Genomic DNA, 16,570 nt, shown 5'->3' with positions numbered 1-16,570 from the left:
TTTTGACTTTCATTCAGGTCAGAGACGACAAAAAAGGGCGCTGCCGGCATTGCCGGCAGCGCCCTTTGTCTTCTGCCCTCTCAAGAGGCTGTCAGGCCTCTTCTTCTTCGCCGAAGGCGATCTCGCGGTAGGCTCGCTCTTCCTCGAAACGGCGGGTCTGGGCCTGGATCTTTTCGATGTCCGATTGGCACTTGACGCAGTAGCGGGCAAAAGGCATGACCTTGAGGCGTCCCAGGGGAATCTCTTCCTCGCACTCCTCGCAGATGCCGTATTCTCCGTCATTGATCTTCAAGAGGGCTTCGTCGATTTTGCGCAGTTTGTCCCGCTCCCGGTCGGTCAGGAGCAGCCCCAGCTCCCGGTCGCGCTCGCTGGACGCCTGGTCGTAGATGTCGCCCGTGGGCTCGCCCCCTGCATTCTCGGAGCCGCTGCGCATCGCCTTGTGTATCTCCTGAAGGGTCTCGTCCTTGAGCTTGACGAGTAGAGCCTTCATTTCCTCAGATTTTCCAGTCATTTACTATCTCCCTCTGCTGATTTTCCGGCCTCAAGAGCCACGAAATCATACCGAAAACTTTTTTGAAGTCAAGCAAAAAGCGGGCCTGGATGCCGAGGAGGCCGTTGACAGTGAGTATACGGGGAAAATGCCGCGTGAAGGTTGAAGGACGCGGACCGGTCGGAACTCATCCGCCGGTCCGCGGGAGGCAGGGTCAGGAGATGATCTCGCCGATGAGGTCGTAGTCGGAGGAATCGGTGATCCGAAGACGCACGATGTCCCCCACGTTGGCGTTGCCAGCGGTGATGTAGACCTGGCCGTCGATGTCGGGCGCCTGGCGGGAGGAGCGTCCCTTCAGGAGGAGCTCGGTTTCCTCGCTGTATCCTTCCACAATGACCTGTTCTTCCGTGTCGATGAGCCGGCGGTTCCGCTTGAAGGATACCCGCGCCTGGGCCTTCATGAGCTTCTTGTAGCGCTCGCGCTTGACCCGCTCGGAGACCTGGTCGGGCATCTCCGCGGCCGGGGTTCCCTCTTCGCGTGAATAGCAGAACACGCCGAGGCGGTCGAACTGAGCCTCTTCAACGAAATGGAGGAGCGTGCGGAAATCCTCTTCCGTTTCGCCGGGGAATCCGACGATAAGGGAGGTGCGGAGCGCGATCTCCGGGATCTCTTCCCGCAGCCTGGCCACGAGCTCCCGGATCTGGGGCTCGGTGCTGCGGCGGTTCATCCGCTTGAGGATCGGGTCGCTGATGTGCTGGATGGGCAGGTCCAGGTACTTGCAGACCTTTGGTTCGTTTTTGATGACCTGGATCAGGCCGTCGGTAATGCCGTCGGGATAGGCGTAAAGGAGCCTGATCCAGGCGAGGCCGTCAATGGCTGCCAGCTCGCGGATGAGGGTCTCCAGGGAGGGGGCGCCGGGAAGGTCGCGGCCGTAGGTGGTGATGTCCTGGGCGATCAGGTTGATCTCCCGGGCTCCGCCGGCCACCAGTGAACGGGCTTCGGCCAGCACGCTCTCCAGGGGGCGGGAGCGGAATGCCCCCCGCAGCGACGGGATCACGCAGTAGGAGCAGCAGTTGGAGCACCCCTCGGCGATCTTCAGGTAGGCGGTGTAGGCCGGGGACGAGTTGAGGCGCGTGAGGCTTTCGTCGAACACGAAGTTGGGGTCGCCGATGTAACGCAACTGCTCCGGCCGCGAGCTCTTCTCCTCGATGATCTCCGCGATGCGGGGATAGTCGCCGGTGCCCACGAAGATGTCCACCTCGGGCAGCTCCCTGGCCAGCTCTTCCTGGTAGCGCTGGGGGAGGCAGCCGGTCACGATGAGGAGCCGGCAGCGGCCGTCCTGTTTCCGGTCGGCCAGGTCGAGAATCGTGTCGATGCTCTCCTGTTTCGCCTCTTTGATGAAGGAACAGGTGTTGACGATGATGATGTCCGCCTCGCGCTCGTCGGTGGTGATTTCGTAGCGGTCCTTTGCCAGGCGGCCGAGCATCACCTCTGCGTCCACCAGGTTCTTGGGGCAGCCGAGGCTGACCATGCTGACTTTTTCTTTTGCGTTACTCACTGAATCCCCTTGTTAATCCCTGAAATTGACGAACTGGAGCTCCACCCCCACATCCTTGCCCTTGAGCAGCCGGATGACCTCCTGGAGGTCGTCGCGGTTCTTGCCGGTCACCCGCACCTGGTCATCCTGGATCTGCGCCTGGACCTTGAGCTTGGACTCCTTGACAACGGCAATGATGTCCTTTCCCTTCTCCTTGGAGATACCCTGCTGGATATCGACCGCCTGCCGCACCATGCCGCCGGACGCCGGCTCCACATTGCCGTACTGGAGCGACTTGAGTGATATCCCCCGCTTGATGCACTTGGATTGGAGAATGTCGACCACCGCCTTGAGCTTGTAGTCATCGTCGGCCAGCAGCTTGATGGCGTCCTTTTCCAGCGTGATCTCGCACTTGCTTCCCTTGAAGTCGTAGCGCTGTGAAATCTCTTTTACGGTCTGGTTCACCGCGTTGTCGATCTCCTGCATTTCCACCTTCGAAACGATGTCGAATGAGGGCATGGTTTCCTCCCTGGATAATGTTATTTGACCCCCGGTGCCTGGATTACCTCAACGCCAGCAGGAGCCTTGAATGTAAAGAGAGAACCGGCCAACCCACGGTTCACCCGTATTTTCGAGAATTCGAAGGACGTGCGGCTCCCCATCTGGTCAACCACAACGGATGAAACGATGGGAAAGGGCACCGTGGCTTTGCCCGCCCGTTGGTACTCCTCGACCGCCCTGGCCGAAACGGTGAGCTGGAGCCGGGCAAAGGCCTGGCCCTGCTTTTTGGGCACCAGGTCCAGGACGTGGTTTCCTTTGGCGTCGCGTCCATTGCCCGCAAAGGTCACGGTGAAGTCGCGCGATATCTGGCCGATGCCGGTCAGGTAGGAAAGGGCGACCCCGCCGCCGCCCGCAAACAGGGCAGAGGCATCCATGGTCATGACCTGCCGGTTCTCGGGCAGATAGTACCAGACTGTCTTGCCGTCGGAGACGATCTGCTGGGACGGCTTGGCGTAGTTGAAGCGAAAGAGCGCCCGGTCGCCGGCCCCCTTGCGGATGAACAGTTCGCCGGAGCCGGTCTGGGCCCGCTTGACCGCCGCCATTTCGGTCCGCTGGGCAAAGGAGGCCTGCAGGTCCCTGAGGGATGCGTATCCCTGTTCAAGGGTGGCCACTACGTCGGCCAGGGGGGCTGACGGTGCCGCCGTGGCGACGCCCGTCCCCAGAAGCAGGGTAACGGCAAGCAGTAATAGTATGCGCGGCAGAGTCATGTCCTGGTCCTCGTTCTGTTCAAAGGATGAAGCGATCAAAAAGGGACGAGGGCGGCATATGTCACACCGCCCTCGCCGGAGTCAAATTAGGGGTCAACGCCCCCGGGGCGGTCGGACCACCTGGACTCCCGGCGGTATGGCGAAGGTGAAGAGCGACTCGCTCAGGAGGATGTTCGTCCGGGCGTTGCTGAATTCGATGATCGTGGTGTTTCCCTGGTGGTCCACCATGGTGGTGGAGAGGATGGGAAACGTCCACTCCTGGCGGCCGAGGGAGGCAATGCTGTCGGCAATTCTCCTGCCGCTGCGCACATAGTTTGCCACCGCCTCGCCGCTGACCGCCATGGAGAGCCTGGCGATGGTTGCCGTTGCCCGGCGTGGCGTCAGTTCCAGCACGTAATTGCCCCCGATGTCCCTCCCCTGGGGAGAGAAGACGATGAGGAAATCCTTGGATATCCGGCCGAGCCCCTGGAGGAAGTTGGATGCCTGATTGCGCTCCGGATCGAAGGTGTAGGGGTTGAAGACCGGCGAAACATCGCTCACGATGACCTGCCGGTTTTCGGGGAGATAGGTCCAGAGGGTCCGGCCATTGCTGACGATCTCGTGTCTCAGGGGGCGGAAGTAGTCGAACCGGAACATGAGCGGCTCCCGGCTCGTGGCGGGCCTGAAGAACATCTGGCCGTCGGCCCTCATCTCGCGGTTCTGGGCCGCCAGGGTCGAGCGCTGGAAAAAATCGGCCGTCACCGACACGAGGGGAGGCTGTCCCGTGGCACGGTCGGGCCTGAAGGTTTTTTCCACGGTATCGATCACGTCCTGAAGCCCGACATTCACCGTGCCTGGCGCGGCCATGGCCGTCAATGGAAGCAGGGCGACCGCCAGGATCGCCGCCAGGAGTCTGAGCCCCTTCATGTCACCTCCCCGTTGCCTGCCGGCGCTCGGCCGTGCGATCACATGCGCTTGATGGGGCGCTGCAGCGCCCGTACCGTGATGATTCCAGTGACCGTGTCGAATTCCAGGCTCCGGCCGTAATCGTCGCCGGTGTCCGATGCCACCAGAGGGATGCCGCGCCGGTCGAGGGCCTCCCTGGCCGCGGTCACGTTACGCTCGCCAATGCCGCTGTGGGTGGTGCGGTGCTGTGGTTCGAACATGGTCGCGCCGCCCGCCAATTTTGCCACAAGACGCTCAGTGACGCAACCGCATTTAATGAGCTCATCAACCATCAGGTCAACCGCCCAACAACTGAATTTTGCTGATTTGACCATGGTGTCCATCCCACGGACCGGAGCGGGAAGGAGGGTGTGGGCGAGCCCGCCGGTGAGCGCAACTGGATCGTGGAGCGCAATGCCGACGCAGGAGCCGAGGCCGTAGGTCATGAGGATCGTCGGGGCCGAGGCAATCTTGAATTCCGATATGCCGACGCTGACGATCCGGCTCAAAGTTTTACCCCGATGGCATCGAGGATGATCCTGAGAGATTCGGGGTCGGGGAGTAGGAAGAACTGGCCGCCGATTTTCTCTTCTTCGCCGAAGAATTCGGTTTCCACCATGAGAGCCAGGTCGCCCACTTCGCCCAGTTCGATGAGCACGTAGTCGATGACCGCACCTGCCATGTCGAAGGAAAGGACCGGTACCGAAGGAATCAGGGTCTTGCGCATGAGAGCGCCCAGGGCGTTGAGATAGGCCGAGGCCAGGATATTCCCCACTTCCTTGAGCGCCGATATTTCCAGTTCGGTGAGGAGGGACCCTTCGCTCTTTTCGCGGGGGAGAAGCCGGGAAAGGAGCTTGAGGGCGCTCTCCCGGGGCAGGACGATGAGGATGTTGCCCCGGGCGTCGCCGAGCATCTGGAGATAGATTCCGACAACGATCCGCTCGGCTCCGCCGAACGCCTCGGGAACCTCGGTGATCTTCAAGAGGTGGACCTTGGGCACCTGGAGAGTGATCCCCTTGCCGATGAGCTGGGAAAGGGCAGTGGCAGCGTGAGCCACGCCGATGTTGCTGACTTCCTTGAGAGCGTCCAGGTGCTCTTCGGTCAATGCATCGAATTTCATGCGGTCGTTCCCCCTTTGTGCGCACCGTCAGGGTGCATGGAGACGCGGCGCCGGCTGGTGGCCCCGTCGACAAGATAGGGGAGGTCGAGGATGAAGATGACCCGACCGTCCCCCAGTATAGCTCCTCCCGCAAGCCCTCTGGCACGGCTGAGCGGCGTGCCGAGCGGCTTGGCGAATACCTCTGCCTGTCCGAAAAAACGGTCCACTGAGAATCCCACCGTGCGTCCGGCCACGTCGGCCGCCAGAACGGGCGAGAGCTCCCCGCCGGCCGTCGGCCCGGTCCCCACGAGCAGGCCCAGGTCAACCAGCGGCAGGGTTTCCCCGCCCAGATCGAAAACAGCCCTCCCATCTTCGATGCGCTGGAGCCGCCGGTCCAGCTCGATGGTCCGGCGCACGGCGTTGACCGGGACCGCCACGGTCAGCGGGCCGCAGCCAACCAGGAGTACCTGGATGATCGCCACGCTCAGGGGAAGCCGAAGGGTGATCCTGCTGCCCCGGCCCCGCTCGGACTGGATGAACAGGCTGCCACCCGCCCGACTCACGGCGGCCTGCACGGCATCCATCCCCACCCCTCTGCCGGATACCTCGGTGACGCTCCTGGCCGTTGAAAAGCCCGGCCGGCAGACGAGCATCAATGCTTCCGGCCGGCTGAGCTCCGCCGCCTCCCCGGGGGTAATGATTCCCTTGGCCAGGGCAGCGTCGGCCAGGGCGGTCGGGTCCATGCCCCGTCCGTCGTCCGTCACCGTCACGTCCAGATAGCCTTTTCCCCTGCGAACCGACAGGACGATCCGTCCCTCCGTCCCCTTGCCGGCCGCCGTCCGTTCCTCTGGCGACTCGATGCCATGATCGACGGCATTGCGCAAGGCATGGAGCAGAGGGTCGGGGAGAATTTCCAGGATGCCGCGGTCCAGTTCCTGGTCCTTGCCGTCAATGACCAGCGTCGCCTCTTTCCCGCTGCGGCGGGCCAGGTCCCGCACCATGCGGGGAAAACGGTCGCAGATGGTGCCAAAGGGCATCATTCTGGCCGACATGACCTCGTGTTGCAGGTCCCGGACCAGTTTCGACAGTTCAGTTGCCGCATCCCGCAACGGTTCGGAGTCGAGGCCGGCCGCCAGTTCCATGATCCGGTTCTTGCCGGTGACCAGTTCGCCGGTGATGCTGACAAATCGATCGAGAAGCTCTGACCGGATACGGACGGTTCGCGTCCCGTCGCTTTCGTCGCGGCGTGCCGGCTCCGGCTGCTGGTCGGATGGCTGCACGGAGGAGGGTGCCTCTGCGGCGGCCGGATCGACCGCCTGCCCCGCAACCCGGGCGAGTCTGGTGCAGAGGTCTGTCGCGCCGAGGGCGCCGTTCCCGCCGCCGGCCACGTCTTCCACCATTCGTCCCAGCAGGTCCGCGCCGGCCAGCAGCAGATCGGCGATGTTCCGTCCGAAGGGAATCCGACCCCTGCGGACGCGGTCCATCAGATCTTCCATGCAGTGGGAAAGGTCGGCTATGCCGTCATATCCCATGGAGCCCGCCATGCCTTTGATGGAATGGGCGGTGCGGAAGAGCGAGTCGAGGCGTTCGCCGTTGGCCGGGTCCTTTTCCAGGGCCAGCACCCCCTCGCCCAGGCGCTCCAGGTGTTCCCGGGCCTCGGCAACGAAGAGGTCCCGGTACTGGGACATGTCCATGCCTAGCCCTCGGCCACCTGCTTCATCACATCCTTGACCCGCTCCGGATTGAACGGCTTGAGGATGAAGTCTTTCGCCCCCACGCTCCGGGCCTTGTCCACGAGGCTCTCCTGGCCGACCGCGCTGCAGATGACCACGCGGGCCTTGGGATCGATGGCCATGATTTCGCGCAGGGCCTCAATACCGTTTTTCACGGGCATGATGATGTCGAGGGTAACGACGTCGGGGCGCACGTCACGGAACGTCACCACCGCCTCCGCGCCGTCCGAAGCCTCGGCGACCACGTCGTACCCCGCATCCTCAAGTATGCCCCGCAGCATGTTGCGCATGAACAGTGCGTCATCCACGATCATTACTCTTTTGGCCATGAGCCCTCCGTAACAGTCACAAAATCCCTTCAACTTCCTTGATCAGTCTGTCGGCCGACAGGATGCCGGTCCGCTTGCCGGCAATCTCGAGGTATCCCTCGAACCGCGGATGTTCACTCGGAAACCGGGCGCTTTCCTCCGCGCTCACGATGGTTACCGGTCCTTCCACCAGCAGGGCCAGGTCGGCCACCTGGCGGTTGAGCACAAGAATCGTATGGTTCCGCTCGATCGCCCCTCCACGGAGGAACGTCGCCAGGTCCAGGACCGGCATGATTCTTCCGTGCACGTTCAATGCCCTGCCGAGCAGCGGCGGGACCGCCGGCACCGGATGGGTGGCAACGCCTTCCAGCACCTCTGCCGTCTTGTCCAGGGGGAGGGCCAGTTTGCGGCCTGCCGCCGCAAAGATGACATAGCGGCCCATCCGGCCGCTCACGGGGTCCTGGTACCGCCCTCGGCGCGGGGGAGGGTGAAGCGCTCCACCACTCCCATGAGGGCTCCGGCCAGGTCGGCCAGTTCGCGGGCGGCCACGGTCATCTCGTGCATGGCGATTGCCTGCTGCTCGGAGGCGGCCGACACCTCCTCGGTGGCGGCGGCGTTGTCTTCGGCAACGCGGGCGATTTCGTCAACGGCAGTGACCATCTTCTGCGCTCCGTCGGTCTGGATGTGGGAGAGGTCGGCGATGCTGCCCGCCCTTCGCTCCGTTTCCAGGGCGTTGGAGAGAATGTCCTGGAAGGCGCCGGCCGTGATGTCCACGTTGCGCTTCCCTTCGCCGATGTCGCGGGAGCTTTCTTCGATGAGTTGTTGGACGCGGCGGCTTTCTTCGCGCACCGCGGCAATGAGCTCCGTGATGTGAGCCGCGGATTTGCCGGTGCCGTCCGCCAATTTCCGGACCTCGTCCGCCACCACGGCGAACCCCTTGCCGTACTCGCCGGCCCGGGCCGCCTCGATGGAGGCGTTGAGGGCCAGGAGATTGGTCTGGCGGGCGATCTCGGCGATGAAGTCGGCAATCTTGCCCACCTGCTGGAGGCGGGCGTTGAACGAGAGGAACTGGGCGCTGCTCTCCTCAACCTTGCCGAAGAAACTGGTCATCCGCTCCAGCGAGTCGTTGGCCAGTTTTTGGCCCCGCCGGGCTGTGCGGCTCGTTTCCTGGGCCGCCTTTGCCGATTCCCGTGCCCGCTTCGACACCAGTTCCACGGAGATGGCCATTTCATGGATGATGCGGGAGCTCCGCTCCACCATCTCCGCCTGGGTGCCCGCGCCCCGGGCGATCTGCTCCACGGCCTGGGCCACCTCCTCGGAGGATGAGTTCACCTCGATCGCCGAATCGGACAAGGTGCTGGCAGAGGCGGCAACCTTCCCGGCCGTGGTCCGGATGTGCCCCACCAGTTCCCGGAGGCTGTCGACCATCATGTTGATGGAATCACCCAGGTCACCCGTCTCATCGGGGAAGCGTCCGGGCGGGAGCGCCACGTCCCTTGTCAGGTCGCCGCGGCTGATGGCCTCGGCCGATTCGGTCAGCAGTCCCATGTTGCGCGCGACTCCCCGCGAGAAGATCCAGCCGAGAATCAGGCCGATGGTCATGGCCACGACGTAGGTCAGGATATGGGTGATCTCGGGCGCATAGCCGAGGAGGCGGATGCCGGTGGGAACAAAAGCCACTGCGGCCACGACCACCACGAATCCGAGGATGAACTTGTAGCCAAGGGGGATGCGCATACTCGCTCCACTGGTCGACGGCACCGCAGCCGTGCGTTGTCGGAAGGACATCACGGCTGTTAGTATACCGAAAAGCGGTTCTTCGTGTAAATCCGTTCCACCGGGCAGATGGTCCCGAATCGTCGCCGCAGCTCTCCCACAAGGGTTTCGGCCTTGCCGAGGATCAGGATGCCTCCCTGGTTAAGGGCATTGGCGAGCCCCAGAAGAATGCGTTCCTGCTCCTGCCGTTCAAAGTAGATGAGGACGTTGCGGCAGAGGATCAGATCGCTCTCCACGTGGTTTCCGGTATCGAAGAGGTCTCCGCGGCGGAACTCCACCATCCCGCGGATGGCGGGACTGAGGCAGTATTTGTCGCCGTTGCGGCAGAAATGGCGGTCAAGCAGGTGGGCTGGGGCTTCCTGGAGGCGTTCGTGCCCGTACGTCCCCCGCTGCGCCGCTTCAAGGATCCCATCATCTATATCGGTCGCTACGATGGAAACCTTGAATTCTTCCAACTCCTTCGCAAATCGTTCCGCCAGGATGAGGGCCAGGGTGAACGGCTCCTCGCCGCCGGCGCATCCGGCGCTCCACAGGGTCAGGCGGTCCCGCCCTTCGGCCCGCAGCCGGGCAAAAAGCGCGGGGAATACCTCGGTGCCGAGTTTTTCAAAGGTGGATCGGTTGCGGAAGAACTGGCTCACGTGAATGGTAAGCCCCTTGACCAGCAGGTCCAGCTCTTCTTCGCTCCGTTGGAGCAGATCGCAGTAGTGGTCGGCCGTTGCCGCCCGGGTCGCCCTGATCCGGATGGAGATCCGGCGCTTGATGTATTTGTCCTTGTAGCTGGCGATGTCAAAGTTTCGCCTTGCGCAGAGGATGTCGCGTATGCGTGAGAATGCCGTGTCCGAAAAGCCGCCGGCCGGTTCCTCGGTGGGGATGGTCACCCGTCTGTGCTCATTCATGTGCCAGTTCATCATGCAGTTTGCCCCGTCTCTCTGGCAATTAGCAAGAAGTGTTCCAGCGGCGGTGCGGGATGCAGCCGGTCCGACGCCGGGATTACGGCGCGAAATGGTTGAAGCCGCGGCGCTCCGGCGGGATAAGAGAGCCGTCTGCTGCGGTGACTGTGACGTCCGACCCGGCAACGATGGCACCGATCCGGGTCGCGGTGACGCCGCTCGCCGCCAGAAGCGTCTCCACCTGGGCCGTCCGTCCCGGGGCCGCGGTGAAGAGGAGTTCGTAGTCTTCGCCTCCCGTCAGTGCCAGCGAGAGGGGGGCGGGTGCCACGTCGGGCGCCCGTTGGCTGAAATAGGGTGACAGGGGGATGAGGGATGCGTCGATGCGTGCGCCGACCCCCGAGCCGGTCAGGATGTGCCCCAGATCGGCAAGGACGCCGTCACTCACGTCGATCATGGCCGAGGCCATGCCCGATTCGGCCAGGCTCAGGCCGGCGGAGACGCGGGGGGTGGGGTTGAGGTGGCGTTCCACGGCATGGCCCGACCGCTCGCCCCGGCGCAGCAGTTCGAGCCCCAGGGCCGAATCCCCGACGGTGCCGGTGACGAACAGGTCGTCGCCCGGCCGTGCCCCGCTGCGCGGGATGATTCGCGCGGGGATCTGTTCGCCGTGGAGGGTGATGGAGATGACAAGCCCGGAGGAAGAGCGGCAGGTATCGCCGCCGATAAGGGTGACGCCGAATTCTTCTGCCAGGGAGATGACGCCGTCGGCGAAGCGGTCGAGAAATTCAACCGGCAGATCGGCCGGAATGGCAAGGCAGAGCAGGGCATGGCGAGGGTGTCCCCCCATGGCGGCAATGTCGGATACATTGACCGCCAGGGATTTGCGGCCGAGCCGGAAAGGGTCGGTGAAGGAGAGGTCAAAGTGGATCCCCTCAACGAGCATGTCGGCGGTGGACAGCAGGAGGCGCCCCGCTTCCGTTTCGGTAACGGCAGCGTCGTCGCCGATGCCGAGGCGAACCCCGGCACCGGCGGCTACTTTGCCGGCAATTCTGCCGATAAGGCCGAATTCACCGATCTCGCCGAGCCTCACCCCTTGGCCCCGGCGGCAGTGGCCTTGGTGGGGCCCGCGATGCCGCGGCGCGGAGCGGTGCGCGCCTTTGCGGCCGGTTTCCCCTCGGTGGCGGCGGGTGGCGGCGGCGGATAGCTTTCCAGGGCCACCTTCAGCACGTCGTCGATAACCTTGGCGGACACCACCGTGACCTTTTTGAGGATGGGCTTGGGCACCTCGTCCAGGTCCTTGACGTTCTGCTCGGGGATGACGATGGTGGTGATCCCCGCCCGGATGGCGGCCAGCATCTTCTCCTTGAGCCCGCCGATGGGAAGTACCTTGCCCCGCAGGGTGATCTCGCCTGTCATGGCCACATCCTTGCGCACCGGCACGCGGGTCAGGGCCGAGACCAGGGCGGTTGCCATGGTGATGCCGGCAGAGGGGCCGTCCTTGGGAATGGCGCCAGCCGGCACGTGAACGTGGATGTCGACCCCGGCCAGGAAATCCTCAGGCAGATGGAGTTCCTTTGCCTTGGAGCGGATGTAGGACAGGGCCGCCTGGACCGACTCCTTCATCACGTCTCCCAGGTGTCCCGTGAGGGTGAGCCCCCCCTTGCCCTTCATGATGGTCGCTTCCACGAAGAGGACCTCTCCTCCCACCGGCGTCCAGGCAAGGCCGGTAACCACACCCACGTCGTTGTGCTCCATCTCCACTTCGCGCAGATACTTGGCCGGACCGAGGTACTTGGCCACCATGGCGGGGGTGATGCGGTAGAGTTTCTCCTCTCCCTCGGCTATCTTGCGTGCCACCTTGCGGCAGACGCTGCCGATTTCCCGCTCCAGGTTCCGCAGCCCGGCTTCGCGGGTGTATTTGGCGATGATGGTGCGGAGCGCGTCGTCGGTAAAGCTGATGTGTTTGCCGGTAATCCCGTTCTCTTTGGTCTGGCGCGGGATGAGATACCGTTTGGCGATCTCCAGCTTCTCTTCCTCGGTGTAGCCCGACAGGTTGATCATCTCCATCCGATCCAGCAGCGGCCCCGGAATGGTGTCGTACTGGTTCGCGGTGGCGATGAACATCACGTTGGACAGGTTGAAGGGGAGGTTGATGTAGTGATCCGAGAACATATGGTTCTGTTCCGGATCGAGCACCTCCAGGAGCGCCGAAGAGGGGTCGCCCCTGAAATCGGCGCCGAGTTTGTCGAGTTCGTCGAGCATGAAGACCGGGTTGTTGGAACCCGCCTGCTTGAGTCCCTGGATGATCCGCCCCGGCAGCGCTCCCACGTAGGTGCGCCGGTGTCCCCGTATCTCGGCCTCGTCCCGCACGCCCCCGAGGGAGATGCGCACGAACTTCCTGCCCAGGGCCCGGGCAATGGACTTGCCGAGGGAGGTCTTGCCGACCCCGGGAGGGCCCACGAAGCAAAGGATCGGTCCCTTCATCTTCTTGCGGAGTTTGCGCACTGCCAGGAATTCGAGAATCCGCTCCTTGATCTTGTCCAGGTAGTAATGGTCCTCGTCCAGGATCTTCCGCGCCCGCTTGATGTCGAGGATATCGCGGGTCGAGGTGCTCCAGGGGAGTTCCACCATCCAGTCGAGGTAGGTTCTGAGCATCCCCGCTTCGGCGGCCTCCGGGTGCATCTGCTCCAGGCGTCCCAGTTGCTTGAGGGCCTCCTTCTCGACGGGCGGAGGCATCTTGGCCTGCTCGATGGCCTTGCGCAACTCCACGATTTCCTCGGATCGGGCATCGGTTTCGCCCAGTTCCTGCTGGATGGCCCGCAACTGCTCGCGCAGGAAATATTCGCGCTGGCTTTTGCCCATCTCCTCCTTGGCGGCGGTCTGGATCTTAGCCTGCATGTCCAGGAGCTCGTGCTCCTTGCTCAGGAGTTCGTTCACCCGCTGGAGGCGCTCCACCGGGTCGATGATTTCCAGGAGCTTCTGGGCTTCTTCAACCCTGAGGCCGATGTTGCTGGCGACCAGGTCGGCGAGGCTGCCGGGCTCTTGCATGTTCTCGACGATGACGAGCACCTCGGGCGACACGGGCTTGCCGAGGGAGACGATCTTGGTGAGCTGCTCCTTCACGGCCCGCATGAGGGCCTCCACCTCCAGGGACTCTTCGGGAGGGGTCGGCTCGACCACCCGTTCGATGGCCACGGAGTAGTAGGGCTTTGATTCTACGAACGAGGTGATCCGCCCCTTGGCGAGGCCCTGGACGAGAATTTTGACCCGGCCGTCCGGCAGCTTGAGCATCCGCATGATCATCGCCACGGTTCCCACGGGGTAGATCCCCTCGGGGGGCGGATCCTCGTCGCCGATCTCCTTCTGCGTGGCCAGGAAGATGAGCCGGTCCTTGGCAAGCGCCTGGTCCACGGCGCTGATCGAAATTTCCCTGCCCACGAAAAGCGGAAGAATCATGTAGGGATAGACCACAACGTCCCGAACCGGCAGCAGGGGCAGCACGTCCGGTATTTTAAGCTCTTCGTTTTCCTGTTTATGGTCATCCATCAGTTGTCTCCTTGTATGATCGGTATATCCCGCATGACCTTCCGCCGGTCGCTGAGGCGGGGAAAGGTCACCGTCAGTACGCCGCGGCGGTAGTCGGCGCGGACAGCGTTCACGTCAACCGTCGGCGGGATTTCGACGGCACGGCAGAAGCGCCCGAACCGGCGCTCCAGGCAGAGATAGCTGGCCCCCTCGCGGGAATCGTCCCGCTTCACCCCTTCAAGGATCAGCATGTTGCAGCAGAGCTTCAGCGACAGGTCGGCGGGGTCGGTGCCGGGAAGGTCGAACTCCACGGAAAAGGCGTCCGGCGTCTCGAAAATATCGACGGGCGGCGAAAGATCGCATTCGCCGCCGCCGGCTTCCGAGCGAAGAATGAGGTCGAACGCCTCGTCCATCTGGAGCTGCAGCAGTGCTGCCCAGTCGAGCGGATCCTTGGGAGATGCGGCCATGTTCACCCCGCGAGTTCAGAAAGGCCGGAAGAGGGGGCGCATCTTCGTGCCCACCCTTCCGGCTTTTGAAGATTTAATCATCTTTAGCCGTGAAGTCAAGGTAATACCCACCGGAGCCCGACAGCGAAAGTCCGCATAACTCGGCTTGCCACCTGGGGTTGCACGACAATGATTTGAAATTTGACAGTCGCCTGTGTATAATCCGCCCGTTGTCAATTCTGGCTGGAACAATGTCCGTACCGCCCCTTCCCGTCCGGACCCTGTCGCTCCGGTGGCTGCCTTCTCCCTCCCGCGGGGTCTGCGGCGCCATAGCTCACGCCGCGTGCCGTATCCGCCCGGAGCACCCCTACGGTTTCCGTCTCCCGACGATGCCCGCATTATCCGTTCCGGCCCAGGCCTGCCCGCAGGCACCGACCCTTGCGAATCTCCCGCCGCGGCTGGTTCGCAGCAAACCACTCTGGGAGGACCTTTGTGAAAAAATACCTTACGCTCTTCGCCCTTTCCCTGGCGGCCGCGACCGCGCTGGGGGGAGAAGCTGCCGCCCAGGAGCGGTGCTGGGAAGCGAAGAGGCTCGTCAAATCACTCTCGGACCAGGACGAAGACGTCCGCACAAACACTGAAAAACGAATCCTCGACTATTGCTCCGACGGCGCTGCCGGCCATTTCGTCAAGGGATTCCAGGCCGAGCGCGAGAAACGCTTCGACCAGGCGGTAACGGAATACCGCGAAGCGCTCCGGATGGACCCCTCGTTCCCCGATGCCCAGGGCAGTCTCGGCCTGGCCCTGCTGGCCAAGGGTTCCACGGACGAGGCCGTGGTGGAACTGACCCGCGCCCTTGCCGCAGACTCAGACCCCCGATATCACCGGGGGCTCGGCAAGATATTCGCCGAACGATCTCTCCACTCCCTGGCCCTTTATCATTACGCTGAAGCCATGCGCACGCTTCCCAATGATCCGGCGGTTCGCGTCGAGCTTGCAGAGGTCTACCGGCAGGCCGGCAGGAAAGAAGAGGCGGAGAAGGAGCTGAAAAAGGCCCTCACCGTTGCGCCGGCCAATGAAAATGCCCGGCTCGCCCTCGCATCCATCTATCTGGCCGACGGTCGCACCGAAGGCGCGGTCCAGGAGCTCAAGCAGGCCCAACTGGCCAATCCCGGCAGCCGCGGCATCCACCTCCTCCTGGCAGAAGCATATGAAAAGCTGGGTGACCGCAAGGCCGCAGACTACGAATACACCCTCTCCGGGCGCCAACGGGGCGTCCTGCCCGAAGAATACCTCCGCCGCGGCGATGAGCGGATGGTTGCCAAGGAGTTCGCCAAGGCTGTGGAGGAGTACCGGGCTGCCCTGAAAGAGCGGCCCGGATCCGTCGAGGTGCTGCAAAAGCTGGCCGGCGCCCAGTCGGCCGCGGGTCTCGACGATGATGCCGTGGCGTCCTACCGCGAGCTCCTCCGGCTGAAGCCCGGCAATGCCGCTAATCATTACAATCTCGGCATCATCTACGAGCGCAAGGGGCTCATCGACGAGGCCGTGGTGGAGTACAAACAGGCGGTGCGGCTTTCGGCCGAGCACGGTGACGCCCGCCGGCGGCTGGCCGATATCTACACCCTGCGCGGCAGCCATGCCCAGGCCATCGAGCAGTATCGCGAACTCCTCAAGCGGGGCGACAGCAACCCTGTCCTTCATCTCAAGCTTGCCCGTGGTTTCATGGCGTCGAAGAATACCAAGGATGCCATCACCTCTTACAGCGAGGCGCTCAAGCTCGACCCGGACAATCTGGAGGCCCACCGGGAGCTTGCCGCCGTCTACCGCAAGTTGAACCAGATGGACGATGCAACTAGGCAGTATCGCGAGGTGCTCCGCATCAAAAAGGACGATGCCGAGGCCCGCAACATTCTGACGGCCATTTACGTCAAGGAGAAGAAATACGACGAACTGGTCCCCCTCCTCCAGGAAGGGGTCGAATTGGCTCCCAACGACGCCATGAGCCACTACAAGCTCGGACTCATCCATGAATTCCGCAAGGATTACGATTCAGCCGAGGTAAGCTACCGGAAAGCGACCGAACTCAAGGACGACCACGCAAAGGCCCTCAATGCCCTGGGCCGCATCTACCTGAAAACCGGCAAGCTCACCGAGGCCAAGGAAGCCCTGGAAGCGGCCAAAAAGGCCGACCCGGGCATGGAGGAGACGGCGGTTCTTCTCAGCAACATCAAGGATGAACTGAGCCCGGAACCAAAGCGGTACGTGAAGAAAAAAGGGTCCAAAGGGCACAAGTCCGCCGCTTCCAAGAAGAAGACAACCAAGAAAAGCGCTGCCAAGGGGAGCACAACTAAAAAGAAGTCGACGAAAACGGGCTCGTCGAGCGCGAAGAAAAAGAGCGGCAAATAAATTTGTGGGCCGGTTTCGCCGTAGGTGTCGTGGAAAAACGTCCGGCGCGGCGGGATGAAATCTGATGCATAACGAAAAGGGGCCGGCGAATAGCCGGCCCCTTTTCGTGTATCCCGGGCGGATCAGGCGTCTTTTTTCGGTTCATCTTTCTTCTGGGGCTTGATCTCGATC

General features: G+C 63.0%; 16 protein-coding genes. 1 reads left to right on the top strand and 15 read right to left on the bottom strand.

Translation table 11 applies throughout. The features are described 5' to 3' along the window. Positions 1-91 precede the first annotated feature (91 nt). The 15 genes from AC6CDK_RS15520 to AC6CDK_RS15450 all read right to left on the bottom strand — a co-directional run bounded on the left by AC6CDK_RS15520 (position 92) and on the right by AC6CDK_RS15450 (position 14,014). Complete coding sequence (locus tag AC6CDK_RS15520) at positions 92-511, bottom strand: TraR/DksA family transcriptional regulator (RefSeq protein ID WP_039647061.1); 420 nt, start codon at positions 509-511, stop codon at positions 92-94. Between the two features lie 193 nt (positions 512-704). After that, a complete protein-coding gene (gene rimO, locus AC6CDK_RS15515) occupies positions 705-2,048 on the bottom strand; it encodes a 30S ribosomal protein S12 methylthiotransferase RimO (RefSeq protein WP_082021164.1) in 1,344 nt (447 codons plus the stop codon). A gap of 12 nt (positions 2,049-2,060) precedes the next feature. After that, positions 2,061-2,546, bottom strand: coding sequence for a YajQ family cyclic di-GMP-binding protein (locus tag AC6CDK_RS15510; RefSeq protein WP_039647057.1), 486 nt, complete (start codon positions 2,544-2,546; stop codon positions 2,061-2,063). A 20-nt stretch (positions 2,547-2,566) separates the two neighbouring features. Next, positions 2,567-3,295, bottom strand: coding sequence for a LolA family protein (locus AC6CDK_RS15505; protein ID WP_039647055.1), 729 nt, complete (start codon positions 3,293-3,295; stop codon positions 2,567-2,569). A 93-nt stretch (positions 3,296-3,388) separates the two neighbouring features. Beyond that, a complete protein-coding gene (locus AC6CDK_RS15500) occupies positions 3,389-4,201 on the bottom strand; it encodes a LolA family protein (RefSeq protein WP_039647053.1) in 813 nt (270 codons plus the stop codon). Between the two features lie 38 nt (positions 4,202-4,239). Then, positions 4,240-4,728, bottom strand: coding sequence for a chemotaxis protein CheD (locus AC6CDK_RS15495; protein ID WP_066358104.1), 489 nt, complete (start codon positions 4,726-4,728; stop codon positions 4,240-4,242). After that, entirely contained in the window at positions 4,725-5,339 is a 615-nt protein-coding gene (locus tag AC6CDK_RS15490; protein WP_039647048.1) for a chemotaxis protein CheC, read from the bottom strand. Before AC6CDK_RS15490 ends, AC6CDK_RS15495 begins: the two co-directional genes overlap by 4 nt. Beyond that, positions 5,336-7,012, bottom strand: coding sequence for a chemotaxis protein CheA (locus AC6CDK_RS15485; protein ID WP_192905681.1), 1,677 nt, complete (start codon positions 7,010-7,012; stop codon positions 5,336-5,338). Before AC6CDK_RS15485 ends, AC6CDK_RS15490 begins: the two co-directional genes overlap by 4 nt. Positions 7,013-7,014: 2 nt before the next feature. Continuing rightward, positions 7,015-7,380, bottom strand: a complete 366-nt coding sequence (locus tag AC6CDK_RS15480) for a response regulator (protein WP_039647045.1) — start codon at positions 7,378-7,380, stop codon at positions 7,015-7,017. Between the two features lie 16 nt (positions 7,381-7,396). Then, on the bottom strand, positions 7,397-7,813 hold the full coding sequence (locus AC6CDK_RS15475; protein ID WP_039647043.1) for a chemotaxis protein CheW: 417 nt from the start codon (positions 7,811-7,813) through the stop codon (positions 7,397-7,399). Then, positions 7,810-9,096: a methyl-accepting chemotaxis protein gene (locus tag AC6CDK_RS15470; RefSeq protein WP_039647042.1), complete on the bottom strand. Its 1,287-nt coding sequence runs from the start codon at positions 9,094-9,096 to the stop codon at positions 7,810-7,812. The genes AC6CDK_RS15475 and AC6CDK_RS15470 overlap by 4 nt, the downstream gene beginning before the upstream one ends. 59 nt (positions 9,097-9,155) lie before the next feature. After that, on the bottom strand, positions 9,156-10,031 hold the full coding sequence (locus AC6CDK_RS15465; RefSeq protein WP_226048441.1) for a CheR family methyltransferase: 876 nt from the start codon (positions 10,029-10,031) through the stop codon (positions 9,156-9,158). 94 nt (positions 10,032-10,125) lie between these two features. Next, a complete protein-coding gene (gene thiL, locus AC6CDK_RS15460; protein WP_192905680.1) occupies positions 10,126-11,112 on the bottom strand; it encodes a thiamine-phosphate kinase in 987 nt (328 codons plus the stop codon). Next, entirely contained in the window at positions 11,109-13,568 is a 2,460-nt protein-coding gene (gene lon / locus AC6CDK_RS15455; RefSeq protein ID WP_039647036.1) for an endopeptidase La, read from the bottom strand. The genes thiL and lon overlap by 4 nt, the downstream gene beginning before the upstream one ends. Beyond that, positions 13,568-14,014 carry an Hsp20/alpha crystallin family protein gene (locus AC6CDK_RS15450; protein ID WP_039647035.1) on the bottom strand — a complete coding sequence of 149 codons (447 nt, stop codon included), beginning with the start codon at positions 14,012-14,014 and terminating at the stop codon, positions 13,568-13,570. The genes lon and AC6CDK_RS15450 overlap by 1 nt, the downstream gene beginning before the upstream one ends. A 471-nt stretch (positions 14,015-14,485) precedes the next feature. Between AC6CDK_RS15450 and AC6CDK_RS15445 the strand changes: the two genes are divergently transcribed. Continuing rightward, positions 14,486-16,399, top strand: a complete 1,914-nt coding sequence (locus tag AC6CDK_RS15445) for a tetratricopeptide repeat protein (RefSeq protein ID WP_039647033.1) — start codon at positions 14,486-14,488, stop codon at positions 16,397-16,399. The last annotated feature ends 171 nt before the right edge of the window (positions 16,400-16,570 follow it).

The sequence above is a fragment of the Geobacter sp. PheSNFMC genome (genome assembly GCF_059620965.1).
The sequence above is the reverse complement of the archived record's forward strand: the minus strand, read 5'-3'. Positions and strand labels throughout refer to the sequence as shown.